Annotated in this window: 19 protein-coding genes; 9 read left to right on the top strand and 10 right to left on the bottom strand. The window is 31.0% G+C overall.

Annotated features, from left to right (window positions below):
- Positions 1-278 precede the first annotated feature (278 nt).
- Together nhaC and HMPREF2647_RS07895 are read right to left on the bottom strand one after the other, a co-directional pair.
- Positions 279-1,664 carry a Na+/H+ antiporter NhaC gene (nhaC, locus tag HMPREF2647_RS07900; RefSeq protein WP_019835269.1) on the bottom strand — a complete coding sequence of 462 codons (1,386 nt, stop codon included), beginning with the start codon at positions 1,662-1,664 and terminating at the stop codon, positions 279-281.
- A 56-nt stretch (positions 1,665-1,720) separates the two neighbouring features.
- Positions 1,721-2,791: an NAD/NADP-dependent octopine/nopaline dehydrogenase family protein gene (locus HMPREF2647_RS07895; RefSeq protein WP_002448510.1), complete on the bottom strand. Its 1,071-nt coding sequence runs from the start codon at positions 2,789-2,791 to the stop codon at positions 1,721-1,723.
- Positions 2,792-3,312: 521 nt separating this feature from the next.
- Between HMPREF2647_RS07895 and HMPREF2647_RS07890 the strand changes: the two genes are divergently transcribed.
- The 4 genes from HMPREF2647_RS07890 to HMPREF2647_RS07875 all read left to right on the top strand — a co-directional run bounded on the left by HMPREF2647_RS07890 (position 3,313) and on the right by HMPREF2647_RS07875 (position 6,152).
- Complete coding sequence (locus HMPREF2647_RS07890) at positions 3,313-4,263, top strand: CHAP domain-containing protein (protein ID WP_070859850.1); 951 nt, start codon at positions 3,313-3,315, stop codon at positions 4,261-4,263.
- A gap of 204 nt (positions 4,264-4,467) precedes the next feature.
- Positions 4,468-4,797 (top strand): DMT family transporter, encoded by a 330-nt coding sequence (locus HMPREF2647_RS07885; RefSeq protein ID WP_048681895.1) that lies wholly within the window; start codon positions 4,468-4,470, stop codon positions 4,795-4,797.
- 1 nt (position 4,798) lies between these two features.
- Positions 4,799-5,113, top strand: a complete 315-nt coding sequence (locus HMPREF2647_RS07880; RefSeq protein WP_017174884.1) for a DMT family transporter — start codon at positions 4,799-4,801, stop codon at positions 5,111-5,113.
- Positions 5,114-5,192: 79 nt separating this feature from the next.
- Entirely contained in the window at positions 5,193-6,152 is a 960-nt protein-coding gene (locus HMPREF2647_RS07875) for a 2-hydroxyacid dehydrogenase family protein (RefSeq protein ID WP_017174885.1), read from the top strand.
- 56 nt (positions 6,153-6,208) lie between these two features.
- Here HMPREF2647_RS07875 and HMPREF2647_RS07870 read toward each other — a convergent pair whose 3' ends face one another.
- The 7 genes from HMPREF2647_RS07870 to HMPREF2647_RS07840 form a co-directional block, all read right to left on the bottom strand.
- Positions 6,209-7,333, bottom strand: a complete 1,125-nt coding sequence (locus tag HMPREF2647_RS07870) for an FAD-dependent monooxygenase (RefSeq protein ID WP_017174886.1) — start codon at positions 7,331-7,333, stop codon at positions 6,209-6,211.
- 20 nt (positions 7,334-7,353) lie between these two features.
- The gene (locus tag HMPREF2647_RS07865; protein WP_048762113.1) at positions 7,354-8,145 is read right to left on the bottom strand and encodes an N-acetylglucosaminidase; all 792 of its coding nucleotides are present in this window, start codon (positions 8,143-8,145) and stop codon (positions 7,354-7,356) included.
- Positions 8,146-8,168: 23 nt separating this feature from the next.
- Complete coding sequence (locus HMPREF2647_RS07860) at positions 8,169-8,390, bottom strand: hypothetical protein (protein WP_017174888.1); 222 nt, start codon at positions 8,388-8,390, stop codon at positions 8,169-8,171.
- A 165-nt stretch (positions 8,391-8,555) separates the two neighbouring features.
- Entirely contained in the window at positions 8,556-9,023 is a 468-nt protein-coding gene (locus HMPREF2647_RS07855) for a helical membrane plugin domain-containing protein (RefSeq protein WP_017174889.1), read from the bottom strand.
- A 1-nt stretch (position 9,024) separates the two neighbouring features.
- Positions 9,025-11,976 carry a formate dehydrogenase subunit alpha gene (gene fdhF / locus HMPREF2647_RS07850; protein ID WP_070859848.1) on the bottom strand — a complete coding sequence of 984 codons (2,952 nt, stop codon included), beginning with the start codon at positions 11,974-11,976 and terminating at the stop codon, positions 9,025-9,027.
- Between the two features lie 254 nt (positions 11,977-12,230).
- Positions 12,231-13,178 carry an LCP family protein gene (locus HMPREF2647_RS07845; protein WP_017174891.1) on the bottom strand — a complete coding sequence of 316 codons (948 nt, stop codon included), beginning with the start codon at positions 13,176-13,178 and terminating at the stop codon, positions 12,231-12,233.
- A 115-nt stretch (positions 13,179-13,293) separates the two neighbouring features.
- A complete protein-coding gene (locus HMPREF2647_RS07840; RefSeq protein WP_048762118.1) occupies positions 13,294-14,073 on the bottom strand; it encodes an inositol monophosphatase family protein in 780 nt (259 codons plus the stop codon).
- A 368-nt stretch (positions 14,074-14,441) separates the two neighbouring features.
- Here HMPREF2647_RS07840 and HMPREF2647_RS07835 point away from each other — a divergent pair, with 368 nt between their 5' ends.
- The 3 genes from HMPREF2647_RS07835 (at position 14,442) to HMPREF2647_RS07825 (ending at position 16,792) form a co-directional block, all read left to right on the top strand.
- Positions 14,442-15,137: a helix-turn-helix transcriptional regulator gene (locus HMPREF2647_RS07835; RefSeq protein WP_017174893.1), complete on the top strand. Its 696-nt coding sequence runs from the start codon at positions 14,442-14,444 to the stop codon at positions 15,135-15,137.
- 105 nt (positions 15,138-15,242) lie between these two features.
- On the top strand, positions 15,243-15,596 hold the full coding sequence (locus tag HMPREF2647_RS07830; protein ID WP_017174894.1) for a hypothetical protein: 354 nt from the start codon (positions 15,243-15,245) through the stop codon (positions 15,594-15,596).
- A 323-nt stretch (positions 15,597-15,919) separates the two neighbouring features.
- Positions 15,920-16,792, top strand: a complete 873-nt coding sequence (locus HMPREF2647_RS07825) for a MurR/RpiR family transcriptional regulator (protein ID WP_017174895.1) — start codon at positions 15,920-15,922, stop codon at positions 16,790-16,792.
- A 215-nt stretch (positions 16,793-17,007) separates the two neighbouring features.
- On the opposite strand, the gene HMPREF2647_RS07820 is transcribed toward HMPREF2647_RS07825, so the two are convergent.
- Positions 17,008-18,396, bottom strand: a complete 1,389-nt coding sequence (locus HMPREF2647_RS07820) for an amino acid permease (protein ID WP_019835274.1) — start codon at positions 18,394-18,396, stop codon at positions 17,008-17,010.
- Positions 18,397-18,722: 326 nt separating this feature from the next.
- Here HMPREF2647_RS07820 and HMPREF2647_RS07815 point away from each other — a divergent pair, with 326 nt between their 5' ends.
- Both HMPREF2647_RS07815 and HMPREF2647_RS07810 read left to right on the top strand, forming a co-directional pair.
- Positions 18,723-19,067: a hypothetical protein gene (locus tag HMPREF2647_RS07815; RefSeq protein ID WP_017174897.1), complete on the top strand. Its 345-nt coding sequence runs from the start codon at positions 18,723-18,725 to the stop codon at positions 19,065-19,067.
- A 4-nt stretch (positions 19,068-19,071) separates the two neighbouring features.
- Positions 19,072-19,260 carry a hypothetical protein gene (locus HMPREF2647_RS07810; RefSeq protein WP_002448560.1) on the top strand — a complete coding sequence of 63 codons (189 nt, stop codon included), beginning with the start codon at positions 19,072-19,074 and terminating at the stop codon, positions 19,258-19,260.
- Positions 19,261-19,293 lie beyond the last annotated feature (33 nt).

Genomic DNA, 19,293 nt, shown 5'->3' with positions numbered 1-19,293 from the left:
TTTGTTAGGAATTATGTCCCAGCCTCTTTTTTTATGCATACATACAAAAAGCGTTCGAAACTTTAGTGTTTAGAACGCTTTAAGTTATCATATTAATCAAATTCGTTATTATGGATTGAATTCTCGCCACAAAAATTAAATCCACCTTTAATTCATTTTTTAGGATATCTAAAATGAATGTATTTTTTAAATAACATCGCTACTATGATTCTAATCAATACTTTAATCCTAATTTATTATTTCCATATTATAGGGGAATTAAACATCAAATTAATCATTTAATTTATTTTTTTACGTATTCCAATGCCAGTAAATCCATAAATAATTGCTAATATAGCACATAAATAACATGGTACTGCCCAAATAAAGAATTGATCAACTGAAACTCCTAATTGTTGCGCATAGTAAATACCTGAGGTTCCCCAAGGAATTAATGGTAGGACCATAGTACTGGAATCTTCTAATGTACGAGATAAATTACTTCTATCTAAATTCATATCTTCAAACATGTCTTTCATAAGTACCCCAACCATAATAATAACAATTGACGCCACACCAGCAGCAAATACCAACATTAGGGACGATAGCACAGTAATAAGAACGAGGGTACCAACAGATTTAACACCTTTTGCAACAGTTTGTAACATTACATCTAAACAACCAGATTTCTCTACAATACCTGCAAATGCATAACCACAAAAAATGGTCACAATGATTTGTGTCATACTCATCATTCCACCTTGTTCAATCAATGTTTTTGCATTTTCGGTAACATGAGAATGCCCAGTCATAGATGATGTAAAACCATCAAACGTTGCTTTAAAACCATCTACAAATTTAAATCCATTATTAAACCTACCTATCAAAATAGCACTCAACGCTGAAATAAGCATAGATGGAACAGTTGAAATTTTAAATATTAAACAAATGATAATCACAATTAAAGGAATCCATACAAAAAAATTAATATTATAAATACTAGATAGTTCATTTAAAAGTACTTTTATTTGCTTAGTATTTACATTACCTTGGGAATTTAATCCTGCAAAAAACCATACGATAAGTCCAATGATTGATGCTGGAATGGTTGTCCACATCATTGCTCTAATATGAGAAAAAATGTTTACTTTTGTTACGAGTGCAGCAAGATTGGTTGTATCTGATAAAGGTGACATTTTATCTCCAAATACTGCACCTGCAATAATTGCACCTGCTGCCATTCCTTGATTTATACCAAGTTGACTTCCAATAGATATTAAGGCAATCCCAGCTGTAGACGCAGACCCCCAAGCTGTTCCGGTTGCTAAACTACATATAGCCGAAATGATAAATGCTGAAATTAGAAAATAACTAGGATTCAAAAACTTAAGTCCATAGTAGATTAATGCAGGTACAGTACCTGCGTACATCCAGCTACCTACAATAATACCTACAGCCAAAATAATGAAAATAGCAGGCATAGCTGTTGTCAATCGATGTGTAATTCCTTCTTCCAAATCCTTCCATTTTAAACCAACACGCATCGCAATAAAAGCAGCGTAGGTTGAGGCGATAAGTAACAATACTTGAATAGGGATATTGAATTTAATAAATCCAATTGTAACAACTATTACCATGACAATAATTGTAGATATTGCTTCTAGAAATGTGGGTTTTCTTTTCATATATCTGCTCCTTTTTCTTTTTTCTTAAGACCTCTTTTCTATACCAAACATTATACTTATTTTAATCCTAATTTATCTAAACCAAGTTCTTCTACTGTTAGCCCTTCATTAAAGAAATCACGTTCGAGAATAGTCGAGGCAATCGTAATTATCGCATCAATATTCGGTGTGTCTACACCAATTTCACGTCCTAAACTTGACCATAATACAAGTCCATATGCGATATCTTCAGTAAGATAACGATTTTCTACAGAGTTCGGTCCTGGAATTTGTGAAAATACAGGACTTGTATTAAATAAACGATTTAGCGGTTCATCCTCGTCTTTACGTTCTAGATAACCTCGTTGAATACGCGCTTCTTTAGCAGTTAATAATTCAAAACCTAATTTACGCCCTAAAGTTAGACGTTCTAATTCTACAGCATGTAAAAGTCGCACTGTGTGTTTTGTGATACCTTCTTTATATAATGCAAATGTATCTGCATAATCTATACGACCTACATTTAATAGTGTAGGAGCTGGATGAACTTCAGGATTTCCATTTTCTAGATTCGTTTTCCACAAACTTTCTTCTTTTACTAATTGTGGATACAATTGGCTCACTTTATCAAAACATTCATTTAACTCTCTCTTATTGTACGTTGAGAAAAAGACTTTTCTTACATTAAGAGATAAATCCACTCGAGCCTCTTCAAAATCTACACGTGTTCCGTAAGTAAGGGTATTAGCTTCTGCATATTTAGGTTGAATATTAATATGACGTTCTTCTAATACATTCATAAATCGAATTGATCCCATAGCTGCTGCGATATTAAAGAAAATAATTTGTTCCGCCGTTATATAATGAGACATCACTTTTGCATAATATTCAATGTAAGATGAAGGAATCACTACTTGTATCACTTCTGCATCTTTTAATACATATTCAATATCATCACTAATATTTGTAAAAGGTACAAACGTTTCATGACCTTCATTATTAAAATCAAATCCACCTTTTTCTAACGCTCTATCAAATTTGTGAATTGATGAATTTCGACAATATAATTTGACTTCATGTCCTTGATTGACCATATCTACTGCAGCTGTAACCGCACCATTTCCTGATCCTACTATTGCAATTTTCATAGTTATCATTCCTCATTTCTCTATTTAGAATTTTTAATAGTCATCTAAAAAAATTATTATCAATAAATAAAGATGCAGATATAAATACTGCATCTTCAAAATAGTATTATTTTATTCTATAGCCTAATTTAAATTTTTACAAACACTATTAGTAGTATGATATCACATAAATCTCCATAAATGTAACCGCTTATCCTTTAAGTATATACCTATATATATAATAAGTTTATTACAAGGTGATGTAATATAAATTCTATTAATATTTTCAAAAAAATTAGAAAATGTATAGCAAATATGCAGTTTGCAAGAAATATTTCATTAAGAAATATTAAACATATTTTTATTACATAGTTGTACAAGAATTTTGAATTTCATTTACGGTAAAGTAACAATGCCCTACTACATGTTTTTATCTGATAAAGTATGACTTGTCGTTAACAGCGACAAGTTAATGTTAAAACATATTCAACATATCGCTAAAATTATCCTATTGTTGAATAGTATTTGGGAGGACTTTATTTATGAAAAAATTAATTACATTATCAACACTGACAGCAGGAATTGGAGTCTCTGCTTTTGGATTAAATATACATCATGCAGATGCAGCAGAATTAACTCAAAATCAAGCTACTCAACAAGTGAACCAACAAAAACAACATAATAATGGTGAACAACAACAAAATTTAAATCACCAACAAAATCAGAATCAACTTCAAAAGCAAGACTATAATCATCAACCGACAAGTCAATCTAATATAGCACATCAAGCACGTCAAATTAATCATTCAACTCTAAATAATCAAAGATATCATTTTGGTCAATCAAACTACAACGCCCAAAACCAACCTACTCAACATTTGAATCAACAAAAGCAAAATCATAACGTAATTCACTATAATCAAGCAAAATCTAAAAAAATCGTCACTAACAAGCAAACACCTTCTCATTTCACTAATACTGTTTACTCAAACAATCATACAAATTCTAATCTATATTTAGCCAGTCATACTACAGAAGATGTAACTAGCGCCACATCTACAATGAATAAATTAAATAGTGTATCTCATACTACGTCATCTAGTAGTTCATCTACTGCAAATTCCTCAAGTGTAACGAGTACATCAACTAAGACAACATCTTCAACTAAGAACAACTTGTATACCGCTGGTCAATGTACATGGTATGTATATGACAAAGTGAATGATGCTATTGGTTCAACATGGGGTAACGCAAATAACTGGGCAAATGCTGCAAAAGCAGCTGGATACACAGTTAATCATCATGCTGAAGCAGGTTCAATTTTACAAACCACAGCAGGAAGTTTAGGACATGTGGCTTATGTAGAAAGTGTAAATAGTGATGGATCAATTACAATTTCAGAAATGAATTACACAGGTGGCGCATACGTGACTGATACACGTACAATTTCAGCAAGCGAAGTAAGTGCTTATAATTATATTCATTTATCGTAAATATCTAAGATTGATATAACTTGAATATAAATATATTACCGTTTAAGATAACCTTTAAGATTATATTTTCATTAATTTAAAAGTGAGAAAATGAATTCATAATGAATTCTTTCTCACTTTTTTATTTTCTAAAATTGCATAACTCATAATTGTTTGAGAAAATATTTTTACTTATCAAAAATATTATAAGGAGTAATGGATATAATGCAATGGTTAAAGGTCATTTTATCTGGATTGATAGAAGTTGTTTGGGTTACGTGTTTAAATTACGCTCATAATACGTTTACTTGGCTCATCACTTTATTATTTATTGCTTTAAGTTTTTATTTAATGCTTTCTGCGACAAAACAACTTCCAGTAGGTACTGTTTATGCTGTCTTTGTTGGTATAGGCGCTGCAGGAACAGTTATCGTTGATATGTTATTTATTAATCACGTCATTTCACTTATGAAATTATTATTTATTATTTTATTAATTATAGGTATTATCGGATTAAAGCTTTCTACTGATGACCAATCTGAAGGAGGTCTATAAAATGGCGTGGTTATACCTTTTAGTTGCAGGATGCTTTGAGATTTTAGGTGTTGTTTTCTTAAATGAACTGAATCGTACACATAAAAAAATATATATTCTACTAGGTGCGCTTACTTTTATATTTAGTTTTAGTACTTTAAAACTATCTATGCAGACGATTTCGATGGGAACTGCCTATGCAATATGGACAGGGATCGGGACTGCTGGAGGTACCATTGTAGGTATGATTTTCTATAATGAATCAAAAAAATTTATTCGTATATTTTGTATTGGTTTAATCTTAATATCCGTAATTGCTTTAAAAATAATACAGTAACTTTATTCATATAAATTCTTTGTGTCCCTATCTTTCTTCCATTATACTTAATTTGAAAGAATACAAAGGAGTGAGATGGATGGAAAAAGTATATATAGCTGGTAAAATTCCAGAAGCTGGTTTAAATCTACTCAAAGAACATTTTGAAGTAGACATGTATGAAGGTGAAGGTATCATCGATAAAGAAACATTAAAAAAAGGTGTCAAAGATGCTTCTGCTTTAATTAGTATTTTATCCACTAATGTAGATAAAGAAGTAATTGACAGTGGTGAAAATCTTAAAATTATTGCCAATTATGGCGCTGGATTTAATAATGTAGATGTAGATTATGCACGTGAAAAAAACATTGATGTTACAAATACACCAAAAGCATCTACAGCTGCAACTGCTGAATTAACATTCGGCTTAGTATTAGCAATTGCTCGTCGTATTGTTGAAGGTGACAAACTTTCTCGTACAAAAGGATTTGATGGTTGGGCGCCATTATTCTTTAGAGGCCGTGAAGTCTCAGGCAAAACACTTGGTATTATCGGATTTGGAGAAATTGGTAGTGCAGTAGCTAAACGTGCAAAAGGATTTGATATGGATATCCTTTATACAGGTCCTCACCAAAAAAAGGAAAAAGAACGTGAAATTGGTGCTAAATACGTTGATTTAGATACATTATTAGAACACTCTGATTTTATTACAATCAATGCTGCTTACAATCCAGATATACACCACATGATTGATTCAGAACAATTTAAAAAAATGAAATCTACTGCTTATTTAGTCAATGCAGGGCGTGGACCAATCGTTAATGAACAAGCACTTGTTGATGCATTGAAGCATAAAGATATTGAAGGTGCAGCTCTCGATGTGTATGAATTTGAGCCAGATATTACTGAAGGCTTGAAATCTTTAGATAACGTAGTCATTACGCCACACATTGGTAATGCTACGTTCGAAGCTCGTGAAATGATGTCTAAAATTGTAGCTAATGATACAATTAAAAAATTGAATGGTGAAGAACCGCAATTTGTTGTTAATAAAAAATAAGGTTAAATAAAATAAGGAGTTATCATAGAATCCATAGTGAATTCTATGATAACTCCTTATTTGTCTTTTGTTTTATATAAAAATTTAGTTTGACCACTAAAAAATCGTTTTGGCATACGTTTCATGATAGCATTGCGCAATGCAACAACTAGTTTATTATCTTTTTGAGCGATATTTCCGACTTTTCGAGAACGTTTTATTACTTTTTTAGTATGTTTTACACGTAATTTATTATATCGCTGTAATGCTTTTTCTAAGTCATAAGAAGCGATACAATTAGCTAAAACGATAGCATCTTCCATTGCTTGTCCTGCGCCCTGACCCATGTTTGGCGTCATTGCATGGGCAGCATCTCCTAATAAGACTGTACGACGATGTACAAATGAAGTTAAAGGTTTTAAATCATATAAATCGTTTTTAATAATACCTGTTTCACTTTGTTTATCTAACAATGCCCTCACTTGATTAGGATAATGATTAAAATAAGCCTGCAAATGTGGTTTTTCAAATGATACATATTTAGGATCTTTTTCATTTGCATTAATTGTAATAAACCAATAGGCTTGATTATTAATTAGAGGCACAATGCCCACGCGTCCACGTCTTCCCCAATATTCATCTGCTGTATATTGATTCATTATGTCCGCTTCATCTATCATTCCTCTAAAGCATGTATAACCTTGATAAATCACTTTAGAGTCTGGGAATAATGCTTTTCTAACGATTGAATGAATACCATCCGCTCCAATACATAAATCAAACGTCTGACTTGCATGTTTTGAGAAATGAAGCATTGGCAGTTCAGATTGAACATCCACTTTAGTCACTTCATAATCAGTAAATACAGTATTAGGTTTTACATATGAAGATATTAACTCTATTAATGACTGACGAGATAATGTCACATTTAATGTTCCCTCTTTCAACTTAGCAGATGTAAGCAAATCACCTTTATCGCTATAGATATTTAATGATTTTAAATTTTGTCCGGCATTTTTGATACCTTTAGCTAAATCATGATTACCGAGTTTTTTTAAAACGTTATCACCGATACCAATACCTGCACCTACTTCTTTAATATCAGTCTTTCTCTCAAAGACTTTGACATCATGCCCTTGTTCTTGTAAAAGTGCTGCAACCGTTAAACCTCCGATACCAGCACCTATCACTGCAACTTTCATTCTATTACACCTCAATATCTCTATTTATTAGATATATAGTAATTCCTACGTATCTTATCTTTTTTTATACCCAAACGTTCATAATCTTTTTTCATATTATCTGCAATTTTATCTGCCCACTCAATATCACTCGCATATTGATGAGACCCTGGATTTTTAGGATTCCATCTCATTTGATAAAGCGTAATTTGTTCGTTTTCAAAATATTGATGACGAATAAAAGCTGCACCGCCCATAATTGCTTTACTTGGTGTTGTCCAATTATGTTCTTTAGCATAACTATGACCAGTAGCAATGGCATCTTGATCAAATGCACCAATTCCAAAAAAATTATAGTATTTATGATTATTCTCTTTAATACCATTAGCCAGTTCGGATTGACCATTTGCTGTTTCTATGATTGCATGATTCATTAAATATATAATATTCACTTGATACTTATCTTGGGCTTTTAAAAATGTTTGAGCCTGATCTGTTAAAATACCTTTATTTTTAAGTATATGTTTTACCTCATCTTCATTCATTGGAACCGTTTTAGATAGATCCATATATTTTAAATCATTGTCTTTTTTAGAAATACTCATTGCTCTTTTCACTTCATTATTATTCGCTAGAACAAACTGATTATTTTTATCAATGGTATTTAATTGGTTCGATTGGGTTTGCTTTTGAAGGGCCTCTTGAAAACTGTATCTTCGATCATTACGTAGTATATCCTTATGATTGATACAAAGTAATACAATCAATATGATGAGAACAATAATAAAAAGTATAATAGATAAACGTAACTGATTACTATTTCTATATTTCATAAATTGAAATTCCTCTAATTGTCTTATTTAGATAACATACTGTATGCAACTATAATAGCAATAATGACGATGGCAAACGAAATATTAATAATAATTTTCATGCCCGTACGATCTCGAAATAAAACATTAAAAATAACAAGACTAATTGCCAATGAAACGGCAAACATTGCTATCGCTAACATTAATTTCATCATAATTAAAAATATAATTCCTAATACAACAAAAATATTAGAAATAATAGTCATTATTTTAATAATATTTGGATGAATAAGTCCTCTCTCCTTACACTTTAATTTATACACTCTACTTTATCATAATAGATGTATACTATATTTTACAAATTCATTTCTAAAAAAACTCCTCAACATAAGTCATTTCGTTCTTATATTAAGGAGTCGTATATATTCAATTTATTCTTTAGACATACCTTTAAGTAAATTTATCATGTACGTTAAGCTACGATTCATATCATCATCTTTTAATACACTCATTAAGCTTCGTATTGTCGTTTTGGCATTTGGACTTGCTTGATTAGCTACGTGTAAGCCACTATTAAGTTTATTTAAAAATTGACTTAGTTCTTTAACTTCTAAATTCCCAAGCATAAATACCATTGGAGCTAAATTTGTAATGAGTCCAGTATACATATCTTTATTTAATTCCGTAGCGAATTTATTTATAATAACTTGACGACCTTTAATACCACCGTTAATAGCATCTAAGAGTTTTGCATCATCTAAATTTTTAATAATACGAATAGCTTTTAAAATACTATCCTTATTTTCAACAATTGCATCTGTAACTTCATTCAAACTTTCCAACTTAAGTTGTTCTTTTGATTTTTCAAGACGATTAATTTTAGTTATTCTTTCAGCCATATTAATCCACCACATTTCCTGGGAAAATATAATCCTTACGTTTCCATTTTTTCTGAACTTGGACACTATATTGCGGATGACGATGTTTATCTACACGGAAATTCGTTGGATTTAAGGGAGATTTACCTTTTCTAGTTATAACCTCTAAACGACAATGTGTACGTTTATAAGATGGTGTGTGTGTAGCATAATCCACGTCACTATTAGTTAATTTATTTATAGCACCTATATCGCCATTACTCATAGCATCATTATTTAAAGGAATATATATTTCTTTTCCTTTAACTCTATCAGTAATTGTAGCAACTAAAGTAGCTTCTCCTGTATCAGAAATAAGTTTTACTTCTGCACCCTCATGGATATCGCGATCTTTGGCTAATTCAGGTGAAATTTCTACAAATGCGTGAGGCATTTTATATTTAATCATTTCTGTTTGATATGTCATATTTCCTTCATGGAAATGTTCTAGTACGCGACCATTATTTACATGTAAATCATATACTTCATCTTCTTTAAAGAAATTATCAAATATTAATTCAAATAATTTTGCACGTTTATTATCGAAATTAAAGCCATCAAGATATAATGTAGGTTGATCTGTACCATCTGGTGCTACAGGCCATTGTAAACTGTTAAAACCTTCTAATCTTTCATAGCTAACACCTGAATAAGACGGTGTTAAGCGTGCAATTTCGTCCATGATTTCTGAAGGATGACTATAATTCCAATCAAAGCCCATTCTTTTAGCAATCAATTGGAAAATTACCCAGTCAGGTTTTGAGTCACCTAAAGGTGATAGTGCTTGATTAATACGTTGGATTCTACGCTCTGTATTTGTATATGTGCCATCTTTTTCTAATGAAGGACTAGCTGGTAACACAACATCTGCATACGTTGCTGTAAATGTTAAAAATTCATCTTGAACTACCAAAAATTCAACTTTTTCTAATGCAGATTGTACATAGTTAATATTTGAATCTACAATTCCAGTATCTTCACCATACAAATATAGTGAATGAATTTGTCCTTCATGAATACCATCCATCATTTGATGATTATCTCGACCAGGCGTTGGATTCAATGTAACACCATACTCTTTCTCAAATTTCGATCTAATTTCATCATTGTGTATCATTTGATAACCTGGAAATTGGTCCGGCATACTTCCCATATCACTTGCACCTTGAACATTATTGTGGCCACGTAATGGATAAGCCCCTGTGCCAGGTCTTCTATAGTTACCTGTTACAAGAAGAAGATTTGAAATTGCTGTACTTGTATCACTACCAATATCTTGTTGTGTGACACCCATTGCCCAACAAATAGCTACAGATTCTGCTTTTGCGCATTCTTCCGCAAAACTAATTAATCGCGTTTTTGAAATTCCTGTAACCTCTTCAGTATATTCTAATGAAAATGGAGTTAATGATTCATAATACTCATCAAAATTGTCAACCCACTCTTTAATAAATTCAATATCATGTAAATGATGATCGATAATATATTTTGTCACAGCGCTCAACCATACTAAGTCTGTACCAGGTTTAGGTTGATAAAATTCATCTGCACGTTCAGCCATTTCATGTTTACGAATATCAAAGACATGCATTCTTTGTCCAAACAATTTCTGTGCACGTTTAATTCTTGAAGCAATAACTGGATGTGCTTCTGCTGTATTTGTACCAATAAGTACCGTCATAGTTGCTTTTTCCAAGTCATCAATAGAACCTGAGTCCCCGCCATGTCCTACCGTTCTAAATAATCCTTTTGTAGCAGGTGCTTGACAATATCTCGAACAATTATCAATATTATTTGAACCAAATACTTGGCGAGAAAGTTTTTGCATTAAGTATGACTCTTCGTTTGTACCTTTTGAAGAGGCGATAAATGCTAGGTGATCGCCACCATATTCATTTTTAATGCGCTTAAAGTTCTTTTCTATAACATCGAGGGCTTCTTCCCATTCAACCTCATGAAATTCACCATTTTTACGTACTAAAGGTTTAGTTAAACGTTGATCCGAATTAATGTGTCCCCACGAGAATTTGCCTTTTACACAAGTAGAGATTTTATTTGCTGGAGAGTCGTGTGATGGTTGAACTTTTAAGATTTCTCTATCTTTTGTCCATACATCAAATGAACATCCTACACCACAATATGTACATACTGTTTTAGTTTTGTTAATTCTTTCTTTACGCATCTCTGCTTCAGAATCCGACACAGCAAATAACAATCCATCACCTGGTTCAGCTTTTTTAGTTAAATCAATCATAGATGCTAATGAACCCGGTTCTGTATCAGTTAAATATCCCGCATTGCCCTCCATATTGACTTCCATCATTGCATTACATGGACACACTGTCGCACATTGACCACATGATACACAAGACGATTCATTTATTGGAACATCATTATCCCAAATCACACGTGGGTGCTCACGATCCCAATCTATAGAAAGTGTTTCGTTAACTTCCACATCTTGACATGCTTCTACACATCTACCACATAGGATACATTGGTCTGGGTCATAACGATAGAAAGGACCATAATCTTTCTCATAAGGCTTTGTTTTATATTCATATGATTGTTCTTGTAATCCCCATGCATCCATTGCATTGTGAATCTCACAATCACCGTTATTATAATCACATACTGTACAATACAGCATATGTTTTTCTAAAATTCTATCTAATGCTTCTTTTTGGCTAGCTTTCACTCGTTTATTTTGAGTATTGACTGACATCGGACGGTCAACTACTGTACTACACGCTCGTTCAACTTTACCATCAATTTCAACCATGCAAGTATCACAGGTTTGAATTGGACCCATGGATTCGTTATAGCAAATTGAAGGAACGAAAGTATCACGAGATTTAATAAATTCAAGTAAATTTGTTCCAGGTTCTACAAGGTAATCCACATCATCTAGGGTTAAAACTAAATGTTCTTGCATTGCTTTCCCCACCTTATATTTATATTCCATAAACAACCAATTTCATTAAGATTCTGTATTATTTCCCCATATTCAATACAGAATTAATATTATTGTATAACTAAAATCATATAATGTTAAGGCTTTCAATCATATCTATTGACCTTTCTTTATTCTTTTAAATAAAGAATATACTTTTAAATTTTTATATCTTTAAATAAAAAATCTGAGACCTATAAATTAGTCTCAGATTTTTTAATTGCTATATATTTTTTTTATTTTTTCAAATTATTATTTAATACCTCTGTCATTTGCACTTTTGAACTTTCATTAGGAATAAAATACCATAATCCATCATTTTGAATACTACCTGTCCCTTCTAGCTGATGACGATTAACTGTATCATTAGCCTCTTTATAATGACTTCTAATTTCATTTAAATCCCCTAATGTTAAATCAGTTGTGACGTTCTTTTGAATTTGAGTAATTAATGATGGCAAATGTGTAATCGCTGAAGAACTAACCATTTTATTTGCCATAGCTTGTAAAACTAGTTGTTGACGTTCTTGACGTCCAAAATCACCACCTGCACCTGTTTCTTTACGACTTCTAATAAATGCCATGGCTGTATCTCCATCAACATGAGTAGATTGCCCTTTAGTAAATGTTGTACCTTGAACTGTAAATGTATCATTACTTACTATGTTAACACCGCCTACCGAATCAATCATGTCGTGTAATCCATCCATATCAATAGTAGCGTAGTGGTCTATTGGCACATTCATTAGTTTTTCTAATGATTTAACAGCCATGGTAGGCCCCCCATAAGCATAAGCATGATTTATTTTTTCAGTTGTACCTCTTCCTACGATTTCTGCTTGAGTATCACGTGGAATACTTACAAGCTCAGTCGTTTTTTTCTTTGGATTCACTGATAAAATCATTATTGTATCACTACGTTCACCATCATTTGTGCTTTTACGTTGTGCATTAGAGTCAACACCAAATAAGGCAATTGTAAATGGATCTCCATTTTTTAAATTAACATTATGAGAACGCAATTCAGATTGTTGACGATGAAGCGGGTTATGAATTTTATTACCTGTTATCAATATCGTTGTCGCGATAACGGCTACAGTAACGACAGCTAACACAACAAGTATACTAATAATCCATTTCATTATTTTACTAGAGGAACGTTTTTTTCTATCAGGACGTTGCATCTTCCTCCTCCTATTCTACTTATATTAAAATATATCTCCATTATTATATATTAAATGATTTAATTTACTATACAACTTTAGTAGGAAATATATTAAATAACTAAGAAGAGAAGGATTAGTGTTTATCATTAATAATAGCTAATATCTCCTCGTAGCACCCTTTATTACTAATAATAAAGGGGCCACCTTTAGCGAAATCAAGATGTTGTCCATCCATCTGTGTCATCACTAATCCTAATTCTCTGGCGAATAAAAACTGTGCTGCGATATCCCAAGGTTTAGGATTAGTATTAAAATGTGCTCCAAATTGTCCTTTTATCACTCGCACTGAATCTAATCCGCAAGCTCCTATATATCTCACACTAAAAGACGATTGATACAAAGCTTTACTTAATTTTTCATTCACGTATTCTGAACCAAATGAAACAATAGTATCTTTAAGCGATAATACTTCTGGAGACTCAAGTTTGACATTATTCATGAAGGCACCCTTACCTTCAATTGCTTTATATATTATTTTATGAGCGTAGTCATAAATATAAGATAATTTAGGTTGTCCATTTTCAAAGTAAGCTAAAATAATACAATAATCTTCTTGTTGTTTCACTAAATTGGCTGTTCCATCAATAGGGTCCATAATCCAAAGGTGTCCCTGATAAGGTTCAATACCCTCATTATTTTTTTCTTCAGCTAATAACTGATGTGTAGGAAAATACTTTTCCAGATAGGCCTCGAAATCATTTTGTATTTGTTTATCTACATTTGTAACTAAATCGAATCGATTTTCTTTTGTTTCTGTAACCATGTTTTTAATTAAATTAGGAATAATACCATCTAAATGTTGGAACCAATCCGTAATATGTTTATCTATAAATTGAAGTTGTTGTTTTTGCATGATGTCACCTCAACGTTTTTATTCATCTTATCATATAACATATTATTTTTTTTAAATAAAAAATCGGCTAGTCATTTGCTAGCCGACAAAATAGAAAGGAAAGTAAGTAATAAATATTGAAGATGTTTCGATGTAACCCGAACGATTCACCTTGAGCTATCTGTTATACAGCCCCTACCCCTTTGTTTGAAATCGTTCTACCCTGTTACAAATACTATATTAGCATAATTATCTAATGATTGTAAGCGTTTTCTAAATAAAAATAGTTTATTATTACACTTCCAATCAACTTATTACTAAAAATGTCTTGAATCTCAGTTTTATGTTATAATTAATGTAATATGTAATGTTCATAGGTGGTGAGTATATTGAATAAAATGGAAAGACAAAATCAAATTATTTCATTAATTCAACAAGGACATAAAATCAATGCGTCTGATTTAGCAAAACAATTTAATGTCTCTACCCGTACAATTACTAGAGATATTGATGATTTAGAATCTAAAGGAGTTCATATATACGCTCATAAAGGAAGACGCGGTGGATATGAAATTCAAAATACTGATCATTATTTTCATCTTAAATTAAATGAATCCGAACTTATTGCACTATTTTTAACTTTGCAAGAAAGTCAATCTCACTCTACATTACCTTACACTCAAGACATTCATTCAATTATGAACCAATGTTTAAAAACACCTAATACACAAATGCTAAAAATACTGAAACATATCTCCAATAATATTAAATTAGAAGATACACATTCTCTAACATTACCACATTTGTTTTCAGATATTTTAATTTATAGTAACGAAAGACATGTTATGCTTGTTGACTTTTCAGAAAATAATGAAATTACTGCAGAAAATGTGATATTCATCGGCTTACTGTGCCGTAACGGTCAATGGTTTGCTATTGTTTATGAAATTGGATTCGGTAGAACTCGTGAATTATCAATATTGAATATTGTTGATATTTCTTATTCATTTGAAAAAAAAATTCAAACATACGATATTACTATTCATAACTATAAGGAATTTCTACAACCTAAAAACAATGAATAAAGTGAGTATTGAAGAAATTTTCGTGTATTCTCACTTTCATTCTCAAATACTAAATGCTTACATACCAAATATCCTTAACACCCTCTTTTAAAGGATGAGTATACCATGCATTATAAAACCTTAATATACGATCAACACATTTTAATTCAATTATTAATTTTACTAGAAAAAGCTAAATATTATTATTTTATGGACATAGCACATTTATCTTTGGGAATTAAAGATTACAATAATTTTATTAATCATTGTCGTGCGCATTTTAAACATAATCAAATAAATAGTATTTCATCTCATTGTTCTGATTCACAAACGTATTGCTTCGAACAATACAATGAATTGATGACTCATTTAAAACAAATCCCTCTTCAAAATTTTAAAAATGGAAATTTAATCGTCGATTTGCAAGAACGTCAAAATCATATTTATAAAGTTTATAATCAAATTAATAATTATCAATAACCTTATTTTTTCGATAAGTTTAGTAGGTAAATTGTCATTGTAATTTATAGTATGTATAATAATGCTTGATTAATATTAAGTAAAAACTGCATACTGTTTTTTAATTCACGAAATAATGTCATATTGGTGGGAGAATATCACATTATTTCGGTAATCCTGTTACGTAAACCTTTACTTAACTTAATCACTTTACAGTTATTTATCGATATTTGTGGGAATTTAGATGTAATATATGATGTATTCACATGCCTAGATAGAGATGTTTTCATTTTCATCTATCTATTTATGATGAAAGAAAAACTTTTAATAAATTAGGTGATTGGATGACAAATATTTTAAGTAGGATAGATGAAGTCTACGCTTCGTCTTCTAAAAGTGAACAGAAACTTTCACGTTTCATATTAAATTCTCCACATAAATTAGTTTCAATGTCTAATGAAGCGATTGCAGATGAGCTTAATATTAGTGTGTCTACTATGAATCGTTATAGTCAAAAATTAATTAATCAAAATTTTAAAGCTATACGCGATGAAATTAAGCAATGGTTTCCTAAACAAGTCACACCGTATAATATCAAGTTAGTAGAAAATGAATCAGTAGAAAGCTTAAAACAAAAATTATATTTTCAAACTAAAGCGTCGTTAAAACAAAGTAATCATTTTATAGATCACCAAACTATTGACGCTATTTGCGAAACATTTAAACAGGCACATACCATTTTTCTATATGGTTATGGGAGTTCATACGTGTGTGCGCTTGAATTTTATCAGAAATTATCCCGTATTGGTCTCAATATTCAATTAGTTCAAGATACACATTTACTAACTACAATGTTGTCTACACATAATAAAAATGATTGTGTCGTTTTTATTACCCATAGTGGTGAACAGAGCGAACTACAAGCAATGGTAAAAGTCGTTAAAGATTTTAACCTTTCAATGATTACAATTACAAGTTCTAACAATAATTCAATTGCAAAAGATTCTGATTTAGTTTTAACGTATAATGAAGATTATAAAAACGAACTGTGTATGAGTGCGACAACTGCATTATTTGCACAATTATATACGATTGATATTATATTTTACCGCTTTATAGCACGTAATTATCACGCTTCTTTAGACTATATGACACAGTCAAAGATTTCATTAGATAATTACCACAAGTATTTATCAAAAATTGAATTTAAACATTAATAAAAAAGGAGTGGGATAAAACTCATTGTTCCACTTCATTCCCAACTTATGTTGGGCGTCGACGTTCTTTTTGAATGACTTTATGTTGGGGTCTCGGTCTACAATTAAAAAAACTTGATATTAGTCTATGTTTAATTTAGGGATTTACTATCCAAACGTTAAAAAATCTGAGACGTTTATGCACGTCTCAGATTTTTTATTATATATTTTTATCGTTATTTTACTCTTTTTATAGCATCATTTTTGTGATGCCCGCGAATAAAGTAATACACTGTAACCCCTGCTAAGACAATAATACCTATAACCACTGAAATAACTGTGTCTTTATTAAATAACATACCAATTAAAACAATGAGTAAAAAGATAATTGTCATAACACTAGAAATTGTGCCTCCTGGCATTTTAAATGGATGATTTTCAACCTGTTCTGGATGTAATTTTCTGAAACGAATATGACTGATTAAAATCATAAACCATGGAATCATACCTGGTAAAATAGATGCACTATAAACATACACGAAAATACTATCAGCGCCTTTTATAAATAAAGGTAAAATAACATTTAATAATGCTCCAATTAAAATACCAATTGCAATAGTTAATACAGGATAAAATGGCACACCATTTTTCATTACACGTGTAAAGATTTTAGGCATTTGCCCTTTTTGAGCAAGTGTATATATCATACGACTTGCACTAAAAATACCAGAGTTACATCCTGATAATGCAGCAGTTAATACAACAAAGTTGATTAAACCTGCGGCAAATGTAATACCAATTTTAGAGAATGTAGCTACAAAAGGACTACCAATACTTTCTAATTGATTCCAAGGGTATATTGAAACAATAACAAAAATAGCACCTATGTAAAAAATTAATATACGCCATATAACACCATTTACAGCACTTTTAATATTCTTTTGAGGATTCTTTGTTTCACCTGCAGTAATACCAATTAGCTCAACCCCTTGATAAGAACCAATAACGATTGAAAGTGCAAAGAAGAAACCAACTAATCCATTTGGCATAAATCCACCATGTTTCCATAAGTTAGAAATACCGATAGGGTGTCCTCCATTACCAATTCCAAAGAAAATCAATCCTAATCCAGCAATAATCATTAATACAATTGTTACCACTTTTATCATTGCAAACCAAAACTCAAATTCTCCAAACGCTTTAACTGAAGCTAAGTTTGCTATTAATAATAATACTACTGCAATCACGCCTGGTATCCATTGTGGTAAATGAGGGAACCAATAATTCATATACTCACCTACGGCAATGACTTCACTCATCCCAACGACAATCCATTGGAATATATTACTCCACGCTGTCATATAGCCAGCAGCCGGATGTATGTATTCACTAGCAAATGTTGCAAATGAACCTGTTGTTGGATTTAAATAAATCATTTCTCCCATTGCTCTCATTATTAAAAATAAGAATATCCCTGCGATTAAATACGCAAAAATAACTGATGGGCCAGTCCATTTAATTGTACTTGTTGCCCCCATAAATAAACCTACACCGATTGTCCCACCCAGCGCAATCATTCTAATTTGACGTGCACTCAGTCCCCTATGTAATTCATTATTATCCATAAAAATACCCCATCTCTATTTGGACTAAGGTGCGATACTTTTAACCTTTAGAAAATATTTATTACGTTTTCTTAGTCGACATATCCTTTACCTTATTGAAGTTATTATACTATAATTTTCAGAAAATAAAATATATTTTTTAAATTCTGTCGAAAGCGGTTTCGTCAATTTACTTAAAATTTTTTACTTTTTGCAAAAATGAATAATCTAATATTTGTGTTATTGGGTTATTTTTAGTTGAGAATCATATTACTAAATTAATATATTTAATTGATACTTTAGCAGTATGCTATACTGCTTATATAGACTTAAAGGAGTTTAACCTTATGCAGCATTTATTAAAAAAGGATATGAAGGTATCTATTATTTTTGCTATTGTGTTCTTTTTACTGAACTTTTTTAGTGAACAACAACACATGGTAAGTTTGCTTATACTACGAACGCTTTTAGCAACTTTAGTATTTTTCTTACTATACTTAATTGTATTTTCAATCTTTAATTCTGATCAACGTAAAATAAAATTTAGTATTACTTTATCTATCGCTGTTATAATCTTTTTAATTATAGGAACATTATTATCTTCTCCAAAGTTCGGTGTTTTAACAGGAATCTGTGTAGGTATTATTGCGGGATTTATATGGGAATGGATTGAAAAAAGAAAAGGAGAATAAATATATGTCAGTCACTATTGGTATAATATTAATTATTGTTTTATTATTTTTAAGTCTCATACCAAATTATAATGCAATGAAACAAGCTAAATCTCAAGGATCTAAAAGCACTAGATTTACCGTAATGGTAGGTATTGATGCGATTTTAATTGTTTTATTAGTCTTTACAATTATTCTAAAAATAATTATTTAATAAAAAGAGGCTGGGACATAATTCCTAACAAAA

Origin of the sequence: Staphylococcus sp. HMSC035D11, assembly GCF_001836075.1 — a bacterium.
Classification (GTDB): domain Bacteria; phylum Bacillota; class Bacilli; order Staphylococcales; family Staphylococcaceae; genus Staphylococcus; species Staphylococcus hominis.
Note: the sequence above shows the minus strand (reverse complement) of the source record. Positions and strands in the feature narration are given on the sequence as shown.

What these genes read in the sequence shown, in the direction of transcription:
- HMPREF2647_RS07810 (WP_002448560.1), top strand. Translation starts at nt 19,072, where the DNA reads ATGTCAGTCACTATTGGTATAATATTAATTATTGTTTTATTATTTTTA.
- HMPREF2647_RS07880 (WP_017174884.1), top strand. Translation starts at nt 4,799, where the DNA reads ATGGCGTGGTTATACCTTTTAGTTGCAGGATGCTTTGAGATTTTAGGT.
- HMPREF2647_RS07870 (WP_017174886.1), bottom strand. Translation starts at nt 7,333, where the DNA reads ATGAAAGTTGCAGTGATAGGTGCTGGTATCGGAGGTTTAACGGTTGCA.
- HMPREF2647_RS07840 (WP_048762118.1), bottom strand. Translation starts at nt 14,073, where the DNA reads ATGCAAAAACAACAACTTCAATTTATAGATAAACATATTACGGATTGG.
- HMPREF2647_RS07875 (WP_017174885.1), top strand. Translation starts at nt 5,193, where the DNA reads ATGGAAAAAGTATATATAGCTGGTAAAATTCCAGAAGCTGGTTTAAAT.
- nhaC (WP_019835269.1), bottom strand. Translation starts at nt 1,664, where the DNA reads ATGAAAAGAAAACCCACATTTCTAGAAGCAATATCTACAATTATTGTC.
- HMPREF2647_RS07890 (WP_070859850.1), top strand. Translation starts at nt 3,313, where the DNA reads ATGAAAAAATTAATTACATTATCAACACTGACAGCAGGAATTGGAGTC.
- HMPREF2647_RS07865 (WP_048762113.1), bottom strand. Translation starts at nt 8,145, where the DNA reads ATGAAATATAGAAATAGTAATCAGTTACGTTTATCTATTATACTTTTT.
- HMPREF2647_RS07855 (WP_017174889.1), bottom strand. Translation starts at nt 9,023, where the DNA reads ATGGCTGAAAGAATAACTAAAATTAATCGTCTTGAAAAATCAAAAGAA.
- HMPREF2647_RS07845 (WP_017174891.1), bottom strand. Translation starts at nt 13,178, where the DNA reads ATGCAACGTCCTGATAGAAAAAAACGTTCCTCTAGTAAAATAATGAAA.
- HMPREF2647_RS07825 (WP_017174895.1), top strand. Translation starts at nt 15,920, where the DNA reads ATGACAAATATTTTAAGTAGGATAGATGAAGTCTACGCTTCGTCTTCT.
- HMPREF2647_RS07815 (WP_017174897.1), top strand. Translation starts at nt 18,723, where the DNA reads ATGCAGCATTTATTAAAAAAGGATATGAAGGTATCTATTATTTTTGCT.
- fdhF (WP_070859848.1), bottom strand. Translation starts at nt 11,976, where the DNA reads ATGCAAGAACATTTAGTTTTAACCCTAGATGATGTGGATTACCTTGTA.
- HMPREF2647_RS07885 (WP_048681895.1), top strand. Translation starts at nt 4,468, where the DNA reads ATGCAATGGTTAAAGGTCATTTTATCTGGATTGATAGAAGTTGTTTGG.
- HMPREF2647_RS07860 (WP_017174888.1), bottom strand. Translation starts at nt 8,390, where the DNA reads ATGACTATTATTTCTAATATTTTTGTTGTATTAGGAATTATATTTTTA.
- HMPREF2647_RS07830 (WP_017174894.1), top strand. Translation starts at nt 15,243, where the DNA reads ATGCATTATAAAACCTTAATATACGATCAACACATTTTAATTCAATTA.
- HMPREF2647_RS07820 (WP_019835274.1), bottom strand. Translation starts at nt 18,396, where the DNA reads ATGGATAATAATGAATTACATAGGGGACTGAGTGCACGTCAAATTAGA.
- HMPREF2647_RS07895 (WP_002448510.1), bottom strand. Translation starts at nt 2,791, where the DNA reads ATGAAAATTGCAATAGTAGGATCAGGAAATGGTGCGGTTACAGCTGCA.